17 protein-coding genes and 1 riboswitch are annotated in these 18,759 nt (G+C 60.6%); of the genes, 4 read left to right on the top strand and 13 right to left on the bottom strand.

Features of this window, described 5'->3' with window-relative positions; all coding sequences use genetic code 11:
• Window positions 1-36 precede the first annotated feature (36 nt).
• The 3 genes from ABZO33_RS07165 to ABZO33_RS07175 form a co-directional block, all read right to left on the bottom strand.
• Window positions 37-1,611 carry a diguanylate cyclase gene (locus tag ABZO33_RS07165; protein ID WP_414535435.1) on the bottom strand — a complete coding sequence of 525 codons (1,575 nt, stop codon included), beginning with the start codon at window positions 1,609-1,611 and terminating at the stop codon, window positions 37-39.
• A 163-nt stretch (window positions 1,612-1,774) separates the two neighbouring features.
• A complete protein-coding gene (locus ABZO33_RS07170) occupies window positions 1,775-2,254 on the bottom strand; it encodes a hypothetical protein (RefSeq protein ID WP_414535436.1) in 480 nt (159 codons plus the stop codon).
• A 56-nt stretch (window positions 2,255-2,310) separates the two neighbouring features.
• Window positions 2,311-2,466 (bottom strand): hypothetical protein, encoded by a 156-nt coding sequence (locus ABZO33_RS07175; RefSeq protein ID WP_156177603.1) that lies wholly within the window; start codon window positions 2,464-2,466, stop codon window positions 2,311-2,313.
• Between the two features lie 252 nt (window positions 2,467-2,718).
• Here ABZO33_RS07175 and ABZO33_RS07180 point away from each other — a divergent pair, with 252 nt between their 5' ends.
• Both ABZO33_RS07180 and ABZO33_RS07185 read left to right on the top strand, forming a co-directional pair.
• Complete coding sequence (locus ABZO33_RS07180; RefSeq protein WP_414535437.1) at window positions 2,719-3,153, top strand: bleomycin resistance protein; 435 nt, start codon at window positions 2,719-2,721, stop codon at window positions 3,151-3,153.
• Between the two features lie 137 nt (window positions 3,154-3,290).
• Window positions 3,291-3,611, top strand: coding sequence for a hypothetical protein (locus ABZO33_RS07185; RefSeq protein WP_414535438.1), 321 nt, complete (start codon window positions 3,291-3,293; stop codon window positions 3,609-3,611).
• Between the two features lie 286 nt (window positions 3,612-3,897).
• Here ABZO33_RS07185 and ABZO33_RS07190 read toward each other — a convergent pair whose 3' ends face one another.
• Window positions 3,898-4,245: a DUF6124 family protein gene (locus ABZO33_RS07190; protein ID WP_414535439.1), complete on the bottom strand. Its 348-nt coding sequence runs from the start codon at window positions 4,243-4,245 to the stop codon at window positions 3,898-3,900.
• A gap of 452 nt (window positions 4,246-4,697) precedes the next feature.
• Between ABZO33_RS07190 and ABZO33_RS07195 the strand changes: the two genes are divergently transcribed.
• Together ABZO33_RS07195 and ABZO33_RS07200 are read left to right on the top strand one after the other, a co-directional pair.
• The gene (locus ABZO33_RS07195; RefSeq protein WP_414535440.1) at window positions 4,698-5,876 is read left to right on the top strand and encodes a DUF262 domain-containing protein; all 1,179 of its coding nucleotides are present in this window, start codon (window positions 4,698-4,700) and stop codon (window positions 5,874-5,876) included.
• Window positions 5,873-7,318: an ATP-dependent nuclease gene (locus tag ABZO33_RS07200; RefSeq protein WP_414535441.1), complete on the top strand. Its 1,446-nt coding sequence runs from the start codon at window positions 5,873-5,875 to the stop codon at window positions 7,316-7,318. Before ABZO33_RS07195 ends, ABZO33_RS07200 begins: the two co-directional genes overlap by 4 nt.
• Window positions 7,319-7,615: 297 nt before the next feature.
• Here ABZO33_RS07200 and ABZO33_RS07205 read toward each other — a convergent pair whose 3' ends face one another.
• From ABZO33_RS07205 to ABZO33_RS07245, 9 genes are all read right to left on the bottom strand, one after another.
• Window positions 7,616-8,404, bottom strand: coding sequence for an ABC transporter ATP-binding protein (locus tag ABZO33_RS07205; RefSeq protein WP_414535442.1), 789 nt, complete (start codon window positions 8,402-8,404; stop codon window positions 7,616-7,618).
• Window positions 8,401-9,417 carry a FecCD family ABC transporter permease gene (locus ABZO33_RS07210; RefSeq protein ID WP_414535443.1) on the bottom strand — a complete coding sequence of 339 codons (1,017 nt, stop codon included), beginning with the start codon at window positions 9,415-9,417 and terminating at the stop codon, window positions 8,401-8,403. Before ABZO33_RS07210 ends, ABZO33_RS07205 begins: the two co-directional genes overlap by 4 nt.
• On the bottom strand, window positions 9,414-10,427 hold the full coding sequence (locus tag ABZO33_RS07215) for an ABC transporter substrate-binding protein (protein WP_414535444.1): 1,014 nt from the start codon (window positions 10,425-10,427) through the stop codon (window positions 9,414-9,416). The genes ABZO33_RS07210 and ABZO33_RS07215 overlap by 4 nt, the downstream gene beginning before the upstream one ends.
• A 109-nt stretch (window positions 10,428-10,536) precedes the next feature.
• A riboswitch (cobalamin riboswitch) is annotated at window positions 10,537-10,735 on the bottom strand.
• 27 nt (window positions 10,736-10,762) lie between these two features.
• Complete coding sequence (locus tag ABZO33_RS07220) at window positions 10,763-11,932, bottom strand: DUF1624 domain-containing protein (protein ID WP_414535445.1); 1,170 nt, start codon at window positions 11,930-11,932, stop codon at window positions 10,763-10,765.
• A 180-nt stretch (window positions 11,933-12,112) separates the two neighbouring features.
• Window positions 12,113-12,370, bottom strand: a complete 258-nt coding sequence (locus ABZO33_RS07225; RefSeq protein ID WP_110701691.1) for a PAAR domain-containing protein — start codon at window positions 12,368-12,370, stop codon at window positions 12,113-12,115.
• Between the two features lie 145 nt (window positions 12,371-12,515).
• Complete coding sequence (locus ABZO33_RS07230; protein ID WP_414535446.1) at window positions 12,516-13,706, bottom strand: DUF6708 domain-containing protein; 1,191 nt, start codon at window positions 13,704-13,706, stop codon at window positions 12,516-12,518.
• On the bottom strand, window positions 13,706-16,324 hold the full coding sequence (locus ABZO33_RS07235) for a T6SS effector BTH_I2691 family protein (protein WP_414535447.1): 2,619 nt from the start codon (window positions 16,322-16,324) through the stop codon (window positions 13,706-13,708). The genes ABZO33_RS07230 and ABZO33_RS07235 overlap by 1 nt, the downstream gene beginning before the upstream one ends.
• A gap of 247 nt (window positions 16,325-16,571) precedes the next feature.
• Entirely contained in the window at window positions 16,572-17,546 is a 975-nt protein-coding gene (locus tag ABZO33_RS07240) for a PDR/VanB family oxidoreductase (protein WP_414535448.1), read from the bottom strand.
• Window positions 17,547-17,609: 63 nt separating this feature from the next.
• Window positions 17,610-18,731: an aromatic ring-hydroxylating oxygenase subunit alpha gene (locus ABZO33_RS07245; RefSeq protein ID WP_414535449.1), complete on the bottom strand. Its 1,122-nt coding sequence runs from the start codon at window positions 18,729-18,731 to the stop codon at window positions 17,610-17,612.
• Window positions 18,732-18,759: the final 28 nt, after the last annotated feature.

An 18,759-nucleotide genomic window follows, 5' to 3' on the forward strand; every position in this document is an offset into this window, starting at 1 on the left:
GCCTGATTCTTCAGGAAGGCTTCCCCTCACTCTCCATCAGGCCTGACTATCGATACACACGCGGTTGCGGCCCTTCTGCTTGGCCCGGTACAGCGCCTGGTCAGCCTTGCGCAGGGTATCCGCAGGTTCGTCACCCGCCTGGGGCTGCCAGCTGGCCACGCCCAGTGACAGCGTGATCCCACCGATTGGCTCGATAGCAGTGTGTTCCACGGTCAGGCGCAGGTGGCCGGCGATGGCGGTCGCCACTTCCAGCTCGGCGCCCGGCAGGAGCATCAGGAACTCCTCGCCGCCGGTGCGACACAGCAGATCGCCCTCACGGCAGGTGCCACGCATCAGGCCTGCCAGACGCTGCAGGACCAGGTCGCCAATGTCATGGCCATGGTTGTCGTTGATCCGCTTGAAATGGTCGATGTCCAGCACCACCACGGCGAAGCCACGTTTCTCGGCCTGCAGCAGACGCAGTGCTTGCTGCAGGCCGCGGCGATTGAACAGCCCGGTGAGCGGGTCGGTCTGGGCGTCGTGGTTGAGCCGGCCGATGCGCTCCTGCAACAGGTTCAGGCCGAACAGCAGGGCGCGCTTGAGCTCTGCGGCCTCGGCGTACCAGGCGCGGACCTGGTGGATGCGCTCGGTGGTCTGCTGCTCGCCCGGGCCCCGGGCGACCGTGGCCAGTTGCCTGAGCGGATGGGCGATGACTTGCGTCAGCCAGCACAGCAGCAGGCAGCCGAGCAGGGCCAGCGGCGCGGAAATGGCGATGACATTGAGGATCAGGTGGCGCAGCGGTGCCACGGTCTGTTGCAGCGGTTGCTGGGAAACGATGGCCCAGCCGGTGCTGGGCACCGTGGCGAAACCGGCAAGCATCTCCACGCCCTGACTGTTGACCAGCCGCCGGGTGCCTTGGTCCAGGCCAGGCAGGTCGTCGACCAATGGGTTGTCGCCCACCAGGGTGCCGACCCGCTGGCTGTCGGGGTGGAACAGCAGTCGACGGTTGCGATCGACCACGTAGAGGTAGGCGCCGTTCTGGTAGAAGTGCGTGCCCAGCAGGCTGTTGAGCAGGTTGCGTTCACGCAGGTACAGGCTGCCGCCGATATAGCCCTGGTAGCGCCCGCCTGCGTCGAAGATCGGCTGCGACATGATCACCAGCAGGTTGCCGGCCGCCGACAGGAAGGGCGTGGACACCAGCGTGCGGCGCTCGCGCAAGGCTTGCCGGGATGCATCCGAGCTGGCCTGGGTGCCGGCCAGGTGTTGCAGCGGCGCTGGCGCAAGCGTACGCACCACACCTTGGGCGTTGACCCGCAAGGTGGAGTTGAACAGGTTGCTTTGCTGTTGCAGACGGTCGATCTCAGCCTGTACCAGGCTATCGTCATCGGGGTGCCGGGCACATTGGCTGGCGCTGTAGGCCAGTTGCTGCAGGGCGTTGCCGAGGGTGTTCTCGGTGACGGCGGCCACTTTGGCGGCGTACGCCCGGTTGGCTTCCAGGGCGCTGTCGATAAGCAGTTGGCGTTGCACCCGGTAGCTGGCGAAGTAACTGGCCAGCAGCATCACCAACGCGGTGATGGCGCAGAGCACGAGTATGAGTGTGCGCAGGTCGGGGCGCCGAGCGGGGGGTGGCATGTATTGCAATCCTTGGCCTCATGGGATGCAGCAGGTACCTCACCTTACGCGCTAGGCGCGAGGTGAACCATGCAGGCAGGCATTTGCAGGGTTGACTGACGGAGGGCGCTCCAGTTTCTCACAGCAATCACGGACTTTGCCGTGATTGCTGTGCTCTCCAGGGTCAGGGCGCGGCCTGTTGCAGTGCTTGCAGGTCATCCTCGACCTGCTGCATGCGCGCCTGCGCCAGGGCCTGGACCTGGGGATCGCTGGCGCTCTCGCGCATCAGCCGGGTGAGCTTCTCGCTCAGGCGCTTGCCCTCGTCGCTCTGGCCCAGTTCCCTGGCCTTGGCCGGATCACGGGTGGCCTGGACGATGCTGGCGAATTCGGCGTCGTCGAAGTGCTCCTCGCTGTACAGCTTGAACAGGTCCTGGCGTTGATCCTCGACAGTGAGGTGCTTGCGCAGCACCTCCTTGATCTTGTCCTGGGGCACCTGCGCGTGGGTCATGGCCAGCAGCCCGGCCATGCGTTCGATGTTGTGGTCGTAGGCTTCCTGCAAGGGCAGGTTGGCGAGGATCTGTTCCTCGCGGCTGGGCTTCTGGTCGCAGGCGGCGAGGGCGCCGAGCAGCAGTACGGGCAACAGCAGGCGGGTCAGGCGGGACATGGGGCAGCCTTGGGCACGGTAAGGCCTGCGAGTTTACTGCAAACCCATGCGCAAATTCAGCGTTGCAACGGATTGCGCAGGCGCACCCAGACAATCGCCGGCAGGGCCATCAGCAGCCATTTCAGGTAGCGGTTCACTTCGTAGTGCTCGCAGGCGATGCCGATGCTGGTGCAGACCACCACCACCGCCACGAACTGGATCATTCTTTCCATCGGCAGGTTTCCATCATTGCTGGGGCCGGAAGGGCCGCGGCGCGCACTTTAGCAGTGGCGCGGGGCCGCAGGCCAGGATGCCATACGGCGTAACACTTTTACGGCGCCCTATGCCCACTAAGGCGGCTGCCAAGGTGGCCAGGCCCTACGGGCCATATCGCATTCGTTTCGTGCTTGCCAGCCACGCTGGTGGAAGTTGGGGTAAGCGTTATCATGTCGTCCGCTTGCCCCTGCCCCTCAAGGACGACCCGTATGCTTCAGCGCAACAGGATGGTGCCCGAACTGATCGTCAGCGACCTCGACAGCAGCCTGGATTTCTGGGTGTCGCTGCTGGGCTTCGAGATTGCCTATCAACGCCCGGAGCAGCGTTTCGCCTACCTCGACCTGCACGGCGCGCAGGTGATGCTCGAACAGCTTGATGCCGATGATCACTGGCTTACCGGGCCGCTGGAAAAACCCTTCGGGCGGGGAATCAACCTGCAGATCGATGTCGCCACTGTCGCGCCGCTGCTCGAACGGCTGGAGCGCCGTCGCTGGCCGTTGTTCCAGGCGTGCGAGGAGGTCTGGTATCGCGCAGATGCCGTCGAAGTGGGGTTGCGCCAGTTCCTGGTCCAGGACCCGGATGGCTACCTGTTGAGGCTGGCGCAGAAACTGGGCGAGCGCCCGGTTGCGTTGTCCGCGCGGTAGCTCTTGCTACCGGCCCCTGCAGCCGGCGTCTGACAGACCGTCCCAATCGACACCCACCATCCTCAACACCGCGTTCATTTCCATTCCTGCCGTATTGGCCTACCGTCTCCTTCCACCCCATCACAAGGAGATCACGCATGCCCGAGCTTGCGTTGTACAAGGTGAAACTGCTGGACGAGTTCGAGGCTCGCGAGGATGACTGGAGCTTCGGCCACTTCGAGCGCCGGCTGACCCAGGTCAAGCCCGCCGCCAACTACCAGGACGCCAAGGGCATCATCAAGGCCGCCCATCTGGCGAACAACTGGCCGAATACGGTAAAGCGCTATCTGCTGAGCAACTACCAGGCCCACGGTAATGTCAGCAGCGAGCTGACCGAAACCTTCATGCAGGTGTTGGCGAGCCTGACACCGCAGGAGATGCAGGTGTGGAAACTATCGCGGGAGGGGCATTTGACCTGATGCACCCAACCGAGATCCTTCGCCCAACTGCAGGTGATCGCCCAGTTGTCAGGTTGTCGCCATGACCAGCGTGGGAGCGGGCTTGCCCCGCGATCACCGGCGTAGCCGGTGCCATGCAGTTGCAAAACATGAGCGAACACCTGTGGGAGGCTTGCCGGCGAGGCTCTATCACCTCAGGCCCGACGCAGCTCCCCTGGGAGCTATGAAAAACCTAATCACCAAACCTTGAAGCAGTCACTTCAAAGCGTCTGGCGACAGACCTGCCAGCCAGACACGTATCCCACTCCTAGCTGAAATCCTCTCGTCTGATCGGTTTTTCCAGTCGCCCTGGCCGATCAGGCGCAGGCGGATTGGTCGGCAACAGCACCAGCCCATCCAGCACCTTGTTCAACAAGGCCTCGATCATTTCCAACGACAACTGCGCGCCGCCCAGCATCCGCCGGGCATCGCCCTGCACCTCTTCACGAGACAGGGTTGTGGCCTGGTAGACCTGTTGCACGAGTTGGATGGCATGGACCAGCGCATCCTCGGCAAAAACGCCGGGACGGACGGTGAAGAGTGGGGCGTGATGGTTGTTACAGGTGCCGAAGGTGTAGGTGGCACAGCAGGGTGGGTCGGGTATTCCCTTGGTCATAAGAAGCTCCTTGATCAATGGCGCTGCCACGCATCGCTGCTAAACGAAAGGGTGGCAGCTGTACGCGGGTTAGCAGACCAGGGATCAAGGAACCCGGCGCGCACGAAGGCGCCCCGCGCACAACCGCCATAACACGAGACAAACCGCGATGCGAGATCGAGACTTGAACGAGATAGGAGCGCTGTGTGCACCTTGATCATTGGACGGGCTGCTAAACCCGATCGTTGGACTGACAACGACTAGCAGATGGTAACTAGGTGATTACTCGAGATCAAGAAAGATTTCTTAGTCAAGCATATGTTGAGGCTCATTAGTACTCTCTAAGACAAATCAGACCTCTGGCGGTTGCTCGTGCACGATGGTAAGGTGGCGTTTTGATGGCTTGCGGGAAAGTAGATTAAAGATATATACCCGCATAAAGTGTTTAAAAGATAAAAATTGATGGAGTTACGATGCAGTTAACCGGTTCGGATCCAGATATTGCTACTTTGGTTAGGAAGATTGAGCAAAATAGACTCGATCTTCAGCCGAACTTTCAGCGCGGTGAAGTCTGGAGTAAGCAAAAGAAACAGAAGTTGATTGATAGCATTATCAGGGGGTGGCATATTCCGCCGATACATGTTATCCAGGCGCCTCTATCTGAAAAGCAAGAGGTCTTAGATGGTCAGCAGCGCTTGGCTGCTATCAGGGATTTCATTAAGAATGAATTTCCAATTAATGGCAGCCAAGATCCGAAGGATGCTGAAGTCTCCAGTTTGGATGATATGTATTGGAAGGACCTGCCTTCAAATATTCAGTCCAGAATTGAAGATTTCACGATTCGTGTTTTGACCGTATCTAACTACAAGCCTGGCGAGCCTGGAGAGTTATTTTACAGGTTGAATCAGCCGACAAATTTGACATCTGCAGAGCAGCGTAATGCATTTTTTGGAGAGGCAAGACAACAGGTAAAAGATCTTGCTGAGTGGATGGCGGATAGTGGTTTTACCACTGAAACCATAGGGTTTTCAAATTCTCGTATGGCATATGATGATGTGCTGGCAAAGACTTTTCTGGCTTTGGAGAATAAATCCCTTAATAAAAAAGTAACTGCTGGGTCGGTTACGACCAGGTATAGAGATGCTACCGGTTTTTCTGCGCGCCATCTTGAATATGTGAAAGGTGCTCTTTCCGAAATTATTGGCTCTGCTCTGTCGCGAGTGGAAAAGACTAAGCTAAACAAGGCAACCTTGTTCAGTTGGATTGTATTTATTTGCCGAGCTCGTAGAGATGGAATCGATGGGTCGATAGAGGCATACATGGATTGGTTTGAGTCTTTCAAAGACAAGTACTCAAGCAAGAGCACGGTGTTGGTTCCTCGTGGTCTGACGACTGAATTTTTAAATGTATGTATTGGTATATATCAGGATCGCGCGAGCTCCCGAGTGTCGGACACTTCGTCGGTTATTCTTCGTGATATAATACTGTTCGGGCTTTATTTGTGTTACACCGACTGTGGTGATGATATAGCTCAATATTCAGATGTGAAAAGATACTTTCATTATATCTCCTCGAGAGCCGACTTGGATGAGGTTGAAAGAAATCTCACAAAACTATCCCAGAAGGTCGCCTGGGGTGATATCGAGCTATGAATATGCGCGCAGCTAGGGCTACCGATTACTGGAAAACCGTTTTTCGACGTAATTATCAAATCTCTCTTTGCCAAGCAAGGACCGAAGGTGTCGGTAGTTTTTCTGGTATTGATATAGATATTCCGCCTGGGATTTTCGCAGTGGCAGGGAAAAATGGCGTAGGTAAAAGCAATTTTATTCGACTGTTATTCAATGCTTTTCATAAGGAGGAAAGCAATAGGTCGAAATTTAAGCTGCCATTAGTGGAGCAGACTGAAGCTGTTCTCTTGGTGAAGGATGGGGCTGTCGTATCTAGACTTGGGGAGGCTGGGGGCGCGGATCCAGAGTTGACTGGGATGATGTTTGATCCATGTGTTCTCATTCCTTTAGTCCAGGATTTGATATCGCAGGAGAACTTTTCTGAAATTTTGGAAAGTTTTGAGGAGACGAACGCAAGCGAGCAGTTTCTAATGGCGGTGAATTACGCTACTGGAAATACCTATAGAGCTATTAAGATCACAAATATAGAAGAGGAATTTGAAAGCTTTCCAAGTCTTCCTTTTTTTAGGGTTGAGACCGAGAGCCTTAGCTACGACTCTACTAGCATGGGGCTTGGGGAGCTATCTTTATTTTATTTCTGCTGGCTTGCAGAGTTGCTGGAAATTTCCAGTGTTCCTAATGTAAAGCACCTGCTTTTCATTGAAGAGCCAGAAAGTTTTTTGCCGCCAAATGCCCAAAATAAGCTGGCAAATATTCTAGCCAGGTTGGTGAGTAAGACTGGAATTTCTTGTGTTTTGTCATCTCACTCCGAGCATGTATTGAAGCGTATTCCTCGCTCTCATATAGCCATTCTTTCTAGGGATCGTGCAGGAATTCATGCCAGTCCGCCAGAGAACGATTCTATGGTGTTGCGGGTGTTAGGTTTGAATCCTCCTAAACGAGGGGTTTTATTCGTAGAGGATCCGTGCGCTTGCGTCTTTGCAAAGGAGCTTATCAGAGGTTCTTCATTGCATGTTGCGGAGAGTTTTTCCTTTCATGTGTGCGATGGCGATTCTAAAATAAGCGAGGTTCTATCGAGGCTGCCATCGAACTTTGATTATTTTGGTTTTGTAGGCGTTTTTGATGGCGATTGTCGCAGTCGTGAAAAAGAGCTGAAAATTTCTAACATCAAAAATAAATGCTTCTTGCCGGGTGATGTTAGCCCTGAAGAGCTCCTTATAAGTGAGGCTGATACTCTACCGCTAGATCAGCTCTCTGTAGCTCTCGGAGTCCCTGAGGGACTTATCTCTAGAGCCTTGGATAGTGCTAGAGGCGTAGATCACCATGACTACTTCTCAGAGGTTGCTAATTACATGGATCGAGATCTTGCAACTGTAATTGAGTCTTTTTTTAGGTTGTGGGTGCGGCTTAATTCGGATGTGGCGGATGAATTCTCGAGCGAGCTGTTGGATGCTCTAATCTGATGTTGAGCTCTAATCAAGAGGCTGTGTAAACAGCTTCTTGTTTTTTAATTTAAGAAGATGAAGTGCTCCGCCTTGTCCGTTTTTCTATGCTTGATCGGAACTACTCTATAATTTGGGTGATTTGTTTTTCGAGCTTTAGCATGTTGAGTGGCAGGGCGTTTTGTTGTCTTGAAATGGGTTTGTCTATAAATTATTGTGCAAGTTTTTTTTGGTTTAATACTTGGCTTTAGCACAGGGTAACACTGATTTTGATAGGTATGGTGATGAAGATACATAATGGTGATGAACCGCTTCCGTTCAACTAGAACGAAACCGCAACACTCGCGCCCCATCATACGGATCGACCAGGTAGTGCCCCTGCACCCCAAACGTCCCCAACAACCGCTCCGGCGTCAACACCGCCTCCGGCTTGCCTAGCGCAACCAACCGCCCCTGATCGAGCACGGCCAGCCGATCGCAAGTCAATGCCTGGTTGAGATCATGCAGCGCCACCAGCGTCGTCACCGGCAGCGCCTGCACCTGGCGCAGCAAGCCGAGCTGATGCTGGATATCAAGATGATTGGTCGGCTCATCCAGCAACAGCACCTGCGGCCGTTGCGCCAGCGCCCGGGCGATATGCACGCGCTGGCGTTCGCCGCCTGACAGTTCGCCCCATAGCCGTCGGCGCAGGTGGCTGGCGTCGGCGTCGGCCAGCGCCTGTTCGACGATGGCGCGGTCATCGTTGCTGAACGGTGCCAGGGCCGAGAGCCAGGGCGTGCGGCCCAGGGCGACGGCGTCGTACACACTGATGGCGTCCAGGGTGTCGGCCTGTTGCTCGACCAGGGCCAGGCGCTGGGCGATATGCCGGCGTGGCATGCGTTCCAGCGCTTCGCCGAGCAGACGCACGCTGCCACTGCTGGGCGTGCGCAGGCCGGCGAGCAGCTTGAGCAGGGTGGACTTGCCCGAGCCGTTGGGGCCGACCACACCGAGGGTTTCGCCGGGCATCACGTTCAGGTCGACACCCTGCAGCACGTCGCGTCCGCCCAGGCGCAGGCCGAGCCCTTGGCAGGTGAGCGGCGCGTCGGCGATGGCGGTCATCACGGTCATGGGCGCCCCCGACGGCTGATCAGGATCAGCGCGAACACCGGTGCGCCGATCAAGGCTGTGACCACGCCCACCGGGATCACCTGGCCGGCGATCAGGGTACGCGAGAGGATGTCGGCGATGATCAGGAACAGCGCACCGCCCAGGGCGCTGGCCGGCAGCAGGCGGCTGTGCCCGGGGCCGAGCAGCAGGCGCAGGGCATGGGGGATGACCAGGCCGACGAAGCCGATGGCGCCGACGATGGACACCATCACCGCGGTGACCAGCGCCGCGCAGCTGATCAGCAGCAGCTGTGTGCGGCGCACCGGTACGCCCAGCGAGGCCGCCGAGTCGGCGCCGAAGGTGAAGGCGTCCAGTGCCCGGCGCTGCCACAGGCAGATCGCGAGGCCGAACAGGGCGACCGGCAGCGCCAGCCACACCGACGGCCAGCGCACGCCGCTGAGGTTGCCCAGTAGCCAGAACAGGATGCCGCGGGCCTGCTCGGCGGTGGCCGACTTGGTGATGAGGAAGGCGGTGAGGGCGTTGAACAGCTGCGAGCCGGCGATGCCGGCGAGGATCACCTGGGCGTTGTCATGGCGGCTGCCACTGGCGCGCGACAGCAGCAGCACCAGGGCGAACGCGGCCAGCGCGCCGATGAAAGCACCACCCGACAGCGATAGCGCCGCGCCGCCCAGGCCGAACAACCCCACCGCCACGGCGCCGGTCGAGGCGCCGGCAGACAGGCCCAGCAGGTACGGCTCGGCCAGCGGGTTGCGCAGCAGCGCCTGGAGGATCACCCCGCAGGTCGCCAGCCCCGCGCCGCAGGCGGCGGCGACCAGGGTGCGCGGCAGGCGGTAGTTCCAGACGATGCCGGCGTCGATCGGGTCGACGGCATGGCCGGCCTGCCACAGCTGGTTGGCCAGCACTTGCCAGATCGCTTCGGCGCTGACACGGGTCTCGCCGATGGCAATCCCGGCAAGCATGGCCAGGCACAGGGCGAGCAAAGCAAAGAGGCTGATGGGCAGCAGGCGGCTCATGGCTGGGGTGCTTTACCGCTGGCGAAGGCGCTGGAGAGCACGTCCAGGCCACGGAACAGACGGATGCCGGCCTGCATGGCGTCGGCATCGAGGACGATGATGCGGCCGTGCTTGACCGCGTCCATGTTGCGCGTGACCGGGTCGCTGCTCAGGAAGTCGAGTTTTTTCTGGTAGTCGTCGGCCGGGTAGCGACGGCGGTCCATGCGCGCGACGATCAGCCAGGTGGGGTTGGCTTTGACCAGGGTTTCCCAGCCCACAGTAGGCCATTCTTCGCTGGACTCGACCACGTTGCGCACGCCGAGGGTCTGCAGCATGTAGTCGGCCACACCCTGGCGGCCGGCGACATAGGGGTCGGTCTTGAGGTCGGCACTGGAGAACCAGAACAGCGCGCTGGTGTGCGCCAGGTCCTGGCCGGCCAGGCGCTGCCTGGCCTGTTCCAGCTGGCCCTGAAGCTCGGCATTCAGGCGCGCGCCACGCTCCTGCACGTCGAAGATCTCCGCCAGCTGGCTGACGCTCTTGTAGATGCTCTGCACCTTGAACGGCTGCAGGCGGGTGCCGTCGGCGCCCACCAGGTTGTCCTTGCCCTCGCAGTCCGAGGGCAGCAGGTAGGTGGGGATGCCCAGCTCCTGGAACTGCTCGCGGGTGCCGACCGCGCCCTGGGCGCCGATCATCCACTCGAACTGCGCCGTCACCAGTTGCGGACGCTTGCCAACCACCGCCTCGAAGCTCGGTTCGTTGTCAGCCAGGCGCGGGACCTTGTCGTTCTGCGCCTTGAACTCCGGCAGCACGTTGTTGAACCACAGCGAGGTGCCCGCCAGCCGCTCACCCAGGCCCAGGGCATAAAGCAACTCGGTACCGGCCTGGCCGACGGTCACCGCCCGTTGCGGGGCCTGGGTGAAGGTCTGCGGCATGCCGCAGTTGTCGACGGTCAGCGGGTACTGGGTGGCGCTGGCGTGGGCCAGGCCCGACAGGGACAGGCCGGCGAGGAGGGCGGCAAGGCGGTGCGGCATGGTGAGGCGATCTCCTGGGTGGTGCACGGAATGGCCCACGGACAGGCATCGCCCGGCAGCCTGCGCAAGCACGCGGCCAGGGGCGGATGACCATCCCGGACACCCCGCCGGTTGGTGAATGCGTGCCGGCAGGTCTCCTGACTGGTGCGTCCAGGCCGGCGCCAGCCTTCCCGGGTCGGCAGACCCAGTGGCATCGATGGCGCAGGCTCGGCACCTACAGTTGCGGGGGCAGTTCCCTTTGGATCGCCAGTGGCGAGCCCGGGATTCCCTTTTGATTCCGTGTGGAAACCGGCGGGCGGCATGGTAGATCATCGGGCTGTCGGGTGAAAACGCTTTTACAGGTACTTGAGCCAGGCGATATCGCGCCGGCGCGCTTTCAGCCGGGCGAACCAGCGCACCGGCAGGTACAGCGCAAGCGGCAGCAGCACGGCGCTCAGCCATACCGCCCCGATGCCATCGAAACCGAAATAGCGGCCCTGGTTCAGGCCGAACAGCGCCACGCAGGCCACGTACAGCAGCTTGAGCGCATACAGGTGCAGCAGGTAGAAGAACATCGGCGCTGCACCAAACACCGCCAACGGGCCGATCCAGCGGGCGTCGCCGGCCCGCTCGAAACCGCGCAGCAGGAGCAGGCCGACGCCGAGGGTCAGGGCCAGGAACAGCAGCGACGGTGGATACTTGGTGATATTGAAGAAGCTCATCAGCGTCTGCCCGACGCTGGCGTAGAGGCTCCAGGGGGCTTCGCCGTAGCCATTGAGCAGGCGCAGCGCGCCGAACCCCAGCAGCAAGGCGGCGCCGGCCCATAGCAGGCGCTGCTGGCGCTTGCCGGCGTCGCTGCCCCGGGCGAACCACGGGCCGAGCCCATAGCCCAGGGCGATCACGCCGATCCACGGCAACAGCGGGTAGGACGTGCGCAGGCGCAGGTGTTCGCCCACCTCCAGCCAACTGCGCTCATGCAGGATCGCCCATGGCACATGCAGCGCCGATTCAGGTCCGAAGTGCAGGCCATCTAGCAGGTTGTGACCGGCGACAATCAGCGCGCCGAGGGCGAGCAGCGCCGGGCGCGGCAGCCACACCAGCAGCGACAGGGCGAGCATGCTCAGGCCGATGGCCCAGATCACCTGCAGGTAGATCACGCTCGGTGGCAGCTGGAAGGTCCAGGCGAAGTTGACCAGGGTGAATTCCAGCACTACCAGGAACAGACCGCGCTTGAACAGGAACACCGAGACATCGCCACGGCCCTGGTGCTTTTCGCCATACAACCAGGCCGATAGCCCGGTAAGCAGCACGAACACCGGCGCGCACAGGTGCGCCAGGGTGCGGCTGGCGAACAGGCCGGGTTCGGTGGCGTCGATCGCATCGATGGTCATCGGGTCGCTGACCTGGCGGTGCAGGAAGAAGGTTTCGCGCACGTGGTCTAGCAGCATGAACAGGATCACCAGGCCGCGCAGGGCGTCGATGCTTTGCAGGCGTTGGGTGGGGAGGGCGGGTGGAGAGTTGGTCATCGAGGAGTGATCGCAGGCTGGAAAGACTTTCGAGTGAAACGTTATCTTATTTCATTTTTCTGTGCTCTGAATACTGGATTGTATTGGCGCTGCGAACGCCTTTGCAGGCAATCCACCGTAGCACGCCGCCCAGCGCTGGGCGGCGTTGTGGCTTTTGGGGTTGTTGTACTTACGAGCGCCTTAATCCACCATCCAGCCGATCTCGCCCTCCACCAGTGTGCCGCCATGGCTGGTGGTATCGCCTTGGCGCGCAACGGCCCGACCTTCGATGGCATGGTTCGCCGACCCCGTTTCGATGACGGCCCCACAACTGATCCTGTCGCCCACGCAGGCAACCGCCCTGCCATTGATCAATGTGGCCGAATGACCTGAGACGACCTCGCCTGCGCCATGCAGGGGGCAGTCATGCTGGTGACCTACCAGAACGATGGGTTTCATCACGTGTGCTCCTTTCTTGCCTTGGGTATAGGGGGTGGCGCGGCTTCTTCTCCGGACGGCTACCGGGTTCGAAGTGCCAGGCCAGTGTTGGCGAGCAGGCGTTTCCGGACCGCTGGGAATGTCGGCTTCGCGGATGATCTCAGCTTCATGGCTGGTCGATACTTTTGGCCTCACAGGTGGTATCCCTCTCGGCATCTGGCTTTTGAGTTTCACTCTTGGGTCGACGTGGAGACGTTCGGCGCTTCCTCTCCGGTCGTTTGCCTGGGCGTATGGCCCAGAGGTAGGCGTTTTCCCGCAACCGCTCCTGAATATGGGGTGGGTAATCATCAACGGTGGTCAGTGCCGGGACGGGCTTCCCCGGCAGGCCGGCTTCACGGATGATCTTTGGCCAACGAGGTTTCCAGCACAGCAGGAGACTCACCCAGTGGCCTGTTCCGATGATCAGGAAGGCGGGAGAGAGCAGCAGCAGGCCGCATTTGAGGACGCGCGAGGAACTGCGGAAGTAGTGGGTCAGGCCTTCGAACTGAGGCGTAAAGGCTTGCCAGGGCCAGGGGAAGTGCGAGGTGATGTGGGGAGATGGTAGCCCCTCCGGGCCCTCATCCATGAAACGACGGATAAACTCCCATTCGGCTTGAAGCTCTGTGAAGTTGTTCGCGGACTTGCCTACCCAGATCAGTTCGGGACGCAGCGTGCCGGTGAACACAGGCGACCAAGTGAGTTCCAGTGGCATGCCCATGCCACCTGGTGGTGCATATTTTTTATCAGAACCACTGGACGATACGCCGCTCCACGGCAGCGTGACGATCCCGCCGCAGTAGACAGGGCGATGGAGATAGACCTGTTGGGTGGTACGGTTGAAGCGTATCAACAAGTGGCGGGAGGTGAACATTTCCAACCGCGTTAAACGCAGGCCATACATCAGATAAGGCACTGCGAGGGTTAAAGATATGCCAAGAAAGAAAAGTGTCATGAATAATTGCTCGCCATATGGCTTGCCATTAGATATTAAGTGGTTAAGCTTTTCTATCCCGCCAATGGCTATCCCTAAGTTAAATGCTGCTGAAATTATAATCGTCAAAGAAAGTATAGAGATCAGTCCGCGCTTATCCTCCCACATGCCGCAGCGCATTTCGAGAACATGCTCATTGTACAGGTAGACAGGGCCGCGGCTTTTTGGGGTGTCGCATACTGATTTTTTTGCGGCTGCAACGTATTCTTCGTCTTCGCTTTCGTATACCCCTCTTTTCTTGATTGTCTTGTTCTGTTTTTCAAAGGCTTCGCGCTCTTCTTTTGGGTCAATGGAGGCCAGCCATGCGAACCACTCAATAAAATACATTAAATCACCTCGCTCATAGCATTGAACAGCGCTTCGAGCTCTTCGGCGTCCTTCACGTATCCTTTATTGGGTGATTTAAGGCGGAAGCAGCATTTGCTACACCATTTTTCCAATGCGTCGTCATCGATAATGAGTAAGGTGATAGTGGTACCGAGTACAATAGCGCCGCCTATCCAGTTCAAGCGGCTCAGAAATATCATGGCGGCACGGTTCGCGGCTAGTCGTGCGGAAAGAGTGGAAAGGGTAGCGTATAAGCTGCTTCTCCAAGTTTGATTGGCACTCATTGATAGCCATTGAAAAAACGCACTCGCCTGTGAAAATGCAATTCCCCCCTGCCCTAGAAGTAGAGCGATGGTGGCGCTTCCTCTAAGGCCGTAGGCTGCTGCAAGCGTTGATTTGGATCTGGCCTCTGCTGCTTTAGCGTCGGAGAAGTCCCACGCAATACTGACCATCCCTCCCACCGTCGCCAATCCCGCCCCCCACAGCCGATAGCGCCCCAGGCTGATGTCCGCTCCCCGCGCAATCGCGCTGTTCCGCCCGACGCCCAGCAGAGTCTGTTCGGTCCCCACCGCCAGTAGCTCGAACCCCGCCGCCGCACTGGCCAATCCAGCGGCCACCACCTCGCTCCAGAAGCGCCGGTCCTTGTTATCCCGCTGCCCCTGCAACAGGAGCAGCCCCGCCTCCAGCAGGAGCAGCCCACTGGCTAGCCGAAGCCGATAGAACGAATGAGCGTGAGCGCCCTGCAACGTCTCCACATAGACGCGATCAAGGCGTCGGACGATGGGGGCCGCCACCCGTCCTCGCGAGGGGGTGTCACCCTCGAGTGCGTGTTCGCTCAGGCGCAGGTTGAGGGCTTGCTCGCCCAGCGAGGCGATGAGGTAGGTGCCCAGGCGCCGGTACAGCAGGCGATCCATGTTGCCGGGGGCGCCGGCCTGCAGGCTCTGGCGCCCCAGTTGGCCCAGCCAGGCCAAGGCGCCGGCGGTGTTGAGGGCGCTGTGTTGGGCCAGCGCATCCAGGTGGCCGTCCACCCGGCTGAACTGCGAGGCGAGTTCCTTGGCGTACTTGAGCGAGGTGTCCACCTGCTGCCAGTGGTCGTATTCCGGCGGCAGCGCTTGCAGGGCCTGACGTGTCTGCTCCAGCACCTCGGCAATGGCGCGCTGGTTGAAGACGAAGGAACGCAGGGCCAGGTTGTCGGGCGTCAGCGTGTCGGCATGCCACCACTGGGCGAGCAGCCGTGCCCCGGCTGGCACGCCCTCCATGCCGACCACGCAGAGCCCGGTCTGGTGAGCGAAGCACAGCCCGCTGCCCAGGTCGTTCTCGTCGTAGTAGGCCAGGGCCGCGAGCAGTTGCTCAGATTGCAGCCAGACGAGATGGTCGTCGGCCCGCACGTCGGCCAGGCGCTGCGCCTCGAGGCCGTGGGATTCGAACCAGGCAAGCTGGTCGTGCATGGCCTTGAGGTCGACGTGTGGCAGGTAACGCGCTTCGAATTGCCGGGCGAACTCGCCGTTGTTCGCACGGGCCTCCAGGTCCTGCCGCCTGAGTGCGCCTGCGGTGTCGAGAATGCCTTCCTTGGCCTGCGCCCACCAGGCGGCCATCTGCGGGTTGGCGCCTTGGTCGGCACCGGCGAGGTGAGCACGCATGGCCTCTTTGTGACGGTCGACCAGCGCGGCGACCTTGCGCTCGCTGAATTGCTGATGCAGTTCGGTGAAGGCCTGGGCGACCAGCACTTTGCGCTCGTTGCTGGGGCCGGGTTTTCCCGCGACCGACTCTGAGGCCTCCAGCCAATCCTTCAGGTACTCCATGCCCGCGTTGCGCCAGGCATTGAGTTGCTGGGTGATGCCGATGGCATCCTCCACCACCACCGCGATGCCACGGGCCTCGGGTTTGCCGGCAACCGGGCCCAGCATGTACCGGGCCGCTGTCAGCGAATGGACGCTGGTTTCACTGAACAGCTGGTTGTCCAGCAGCTTGCGCAATGAGCTGTCGGTTTCCGCAGCGAAATCGGCGACCAGGTCCAGTTGGTCATGGCGCAGCACATAAGGCCTGGGCGTCGGGCAGCCAAGGCCGGTGAAGGCGGCGACATCCACTGCCGGCAGCCTGTCGCGTCGACGCAGCAGTTGCTGCTGGGCCGCTTCGGTCAGCGGGTCGGGGCTGTAGAACAGGCGCAGCTCAGCCAGGTCTTCGAGGTCATGGACGTTGAACGCCAAGGCCGTGTTGCGAATCATGTCGCGCAGGGTGTGGGCGTCTGTGGCGTCCGGCTCGGACTGCCCGGGGGCAACCAGCGACAATGAACCGTTCGCCGCAATGTGATAGGGCAGGTGCAAGCTGTGCTGCCCGCTGCGCTTGCGTTTCTCCATGACGTACAGGAAGCCTTGGCGCAGTGGCCGAATGGCATAGTCGGCATGCTGGAGCGTGGCAACGCTGTAGGGATGGCGCAGGTGTTCGGGCAGGCTGGGCAAGCGCAGGCGTTGGCCGGTGGTGCCGCCAACCGCTGCATAGCGCAGGGGCAGGATGGTGAAGGTGCGCGTGCAATGAACGGCGGGGCCATTGGGGAAGGGGGCCTCCAGGGCCTCGCAGACTTGCCGATTGATTTCGAGCAATTTGTTGAAGTCGAACATCCGATGTCCTCAGCGAAGCTGTTCATGCAGGTGGGTTAGTACCGAGCCCGTGGCTGGCTATTACAGTCAGCCACGGGCGACGTTACGCAGACCTGAAACACTAGCGAGGAACGGATTGAGGGTGGTCGACAGGGCTTCCCAAATCCGCGTAGGACGTTTCTCTGATTTTCCTTTTCAGCGCTTATTGGCAGTATTCAGTTACCTCTCACCGCCGAATCCGCGCGGGCAGGCGATCCGCCGCCGAGGCTCAGAGATCCAGCACCAACCTCGCCGAGCGCGCCCGCGAGACACACAGCATCATGGTTTGTTGCGAGGCTTTCTCCTCGTCGCTCAGGTACTGGTCGAAATGCTCGGCCTCGCCTTCGAGGATCGCGGTCTCGCAGGTGCCGCACACGCCTTCGCGGCACAGGCACTCGACCTTCGCGGCCTTGGACTTCTCGATGGCCTGGAGGATGGTCATGCCTTGCTCGACGTGCAGTTCGGTGCCCGACCGGGCCAGCACCACGGTGAAGGCCGCACCTGTGGCCGGCGCGGCGGCGGCGAACTGTTCCCAGTGCACCCGCGATTCGGCGATGCCCGCGGCAGCGGCGGTGGCGATCACCGCGTCGATCAGCGGCTTGGGCCCGCACACATAGAGGTGGGCATCATCGGCCAGGCCCGCGCACAGCGCGGCGAGGTCGAGCTTGCGGTCCAGGCTGTCGATGTAGAACCGCGTGTTGCCGGCATGCGGGCCTTGCTCCAGGTCGCCCTGGAAGGCGCCGTGTTCCGGGGCGCGGAAGGCGTAGTGCAGCTCGTAGGGGGTGGCGCCACCTTCCAGCTCGTGCAACTGCGCCAGGAACGGGGTAATGCCGATGCCGCCGGCGATCAGCACATGGCGCCCGGCATCGGCGTCCAGGGCGAACAGGTTGTTGGGGGTGGAGATGGTCAGCTCGCTGCCCACCGCGACCTGGTTGTGCATGAACGCCGAACCGCCCTTGGACTGCTCCTCGAGCCGCACGCCGATCTGGTAGCTGTGCAACTGGCGCGGGTCGCTCATCAGCGAGTAGGCATTGCTGAACTGGCTGCCGCAGGCCGACTGCATCTGCACGATCACGTGGCTGCCGCCGCTGAAGGCGGGCAGGGCGGCGCCGTCGGCGCGGGCCAGGGTGAAGCGCTTGATCTGCGGCGTGGCCTGTTCCACGCCGGTCACGCGCACCTTGAACATCTCGTATTGCTTGGCCATGGCGTACCTCGACAACAAAGCCCCGCGCCAGGCCCTGGCGCGGGGCAGGGAGCTGGCGTGTGTTCAGTCGTCCAGGTGGGCGACCGCGATCAGGTTGTGGAAGTGGGCGATGCCGTGCTCGCTGACGCCGCTGCGCTGCGAATCGACCATGATCCGGCCCTGGCCACGGTAGCCGCGCGACTTCAGGCCTTTCTGCACGCTCTCGACCAGGCGCAGGTCCTCGGGGCGGAATACTTCGCGGTACCAGTCGATGAGCTTGTGCTGCTCCTCGCTGAGTTCCTTGTTGAGGAAGTAGATGTCGTAGTGCTGCAGGGTGGTCTCGGCATCGACCGGGAACTCGTAGATCACGGTCATGAAGTTGGCCCCTGGCGGTACGTTGAACATGGTGCACGGCCAGGCCCAGAAGCCGGCGAAGGACGGGTCTTTCACCGACTCGTCGAAGCTGAACGACTGCTCCGAGGGCTTGGCCAGGCCGTATTGCAAGGTCCAGTTGCCGTGCAGGCTGTGGCTGTACTGGCCGACGTCCACCGAATCGGAGAAGCCGGGGTGGGCCGGGGCGCAGTGGTAGCACTCCAGGTAGTTGTCGACGATGGATTTCCAGTTGGCCGGTGTGTCGCTGACGAAGCGCGCGGCCAGGTGCAGGTCGTCGATCACCGCGCAGGCTTCGCGCATGCGCTTTTGCATGCCCGGCAGCTGGTCTTCGACGGAGCCTGCGTCGTTGTCCATGTTGATGAAGATGAAGCCGGCGTATTCCTCCACGCGCAGCTGCACCAGGGTGGAATTGTCCTTGTCGAAGTTGGCCACGTTCTCGCAGTTGCGCGCATGGGCCAGCTCGCCGTCGAGCTTGAAGGTCCAGGCGTGGTACGGGCAGGTGATCACGTTCTTGGCCTTGCCGCTGCCTTCGAGCAGCTGGTGGCCGCGGTGCGGGCAGACGTTGTAGAAGGCTCGCAGCACATCGTCGCGGCCACGCACGACGATGATGCTCTCGCCGATCACCTGGCGGGTGATGTAGGCGTTCTTCTCGGCGACTTCGCTGCGGTGGCCGACGCAGATCCAGCTGCGGGCGAAGATCGCTTCCTTCTCGTGCTCGAAGACGGCGGCCTGGGTGTAGAACTTGGCCGGGAGGGTGAAGGCTTCCTCGGGGTTGGCGCAGAAGTCGGAGGGCAGGCGTTTGAAATCGTTCATGGCTTTATCTCGGTTCTTATTGGTTAAC

This window comes from Pseudomonas sp. CAM1A (assembly GCF_047501685.1).
Lineage (GTDB): Bacteria > Pseudomonadota > Gammaproteobacteria > Pseudomonadales > Pseudomonadaceae > Aquipseudomonas.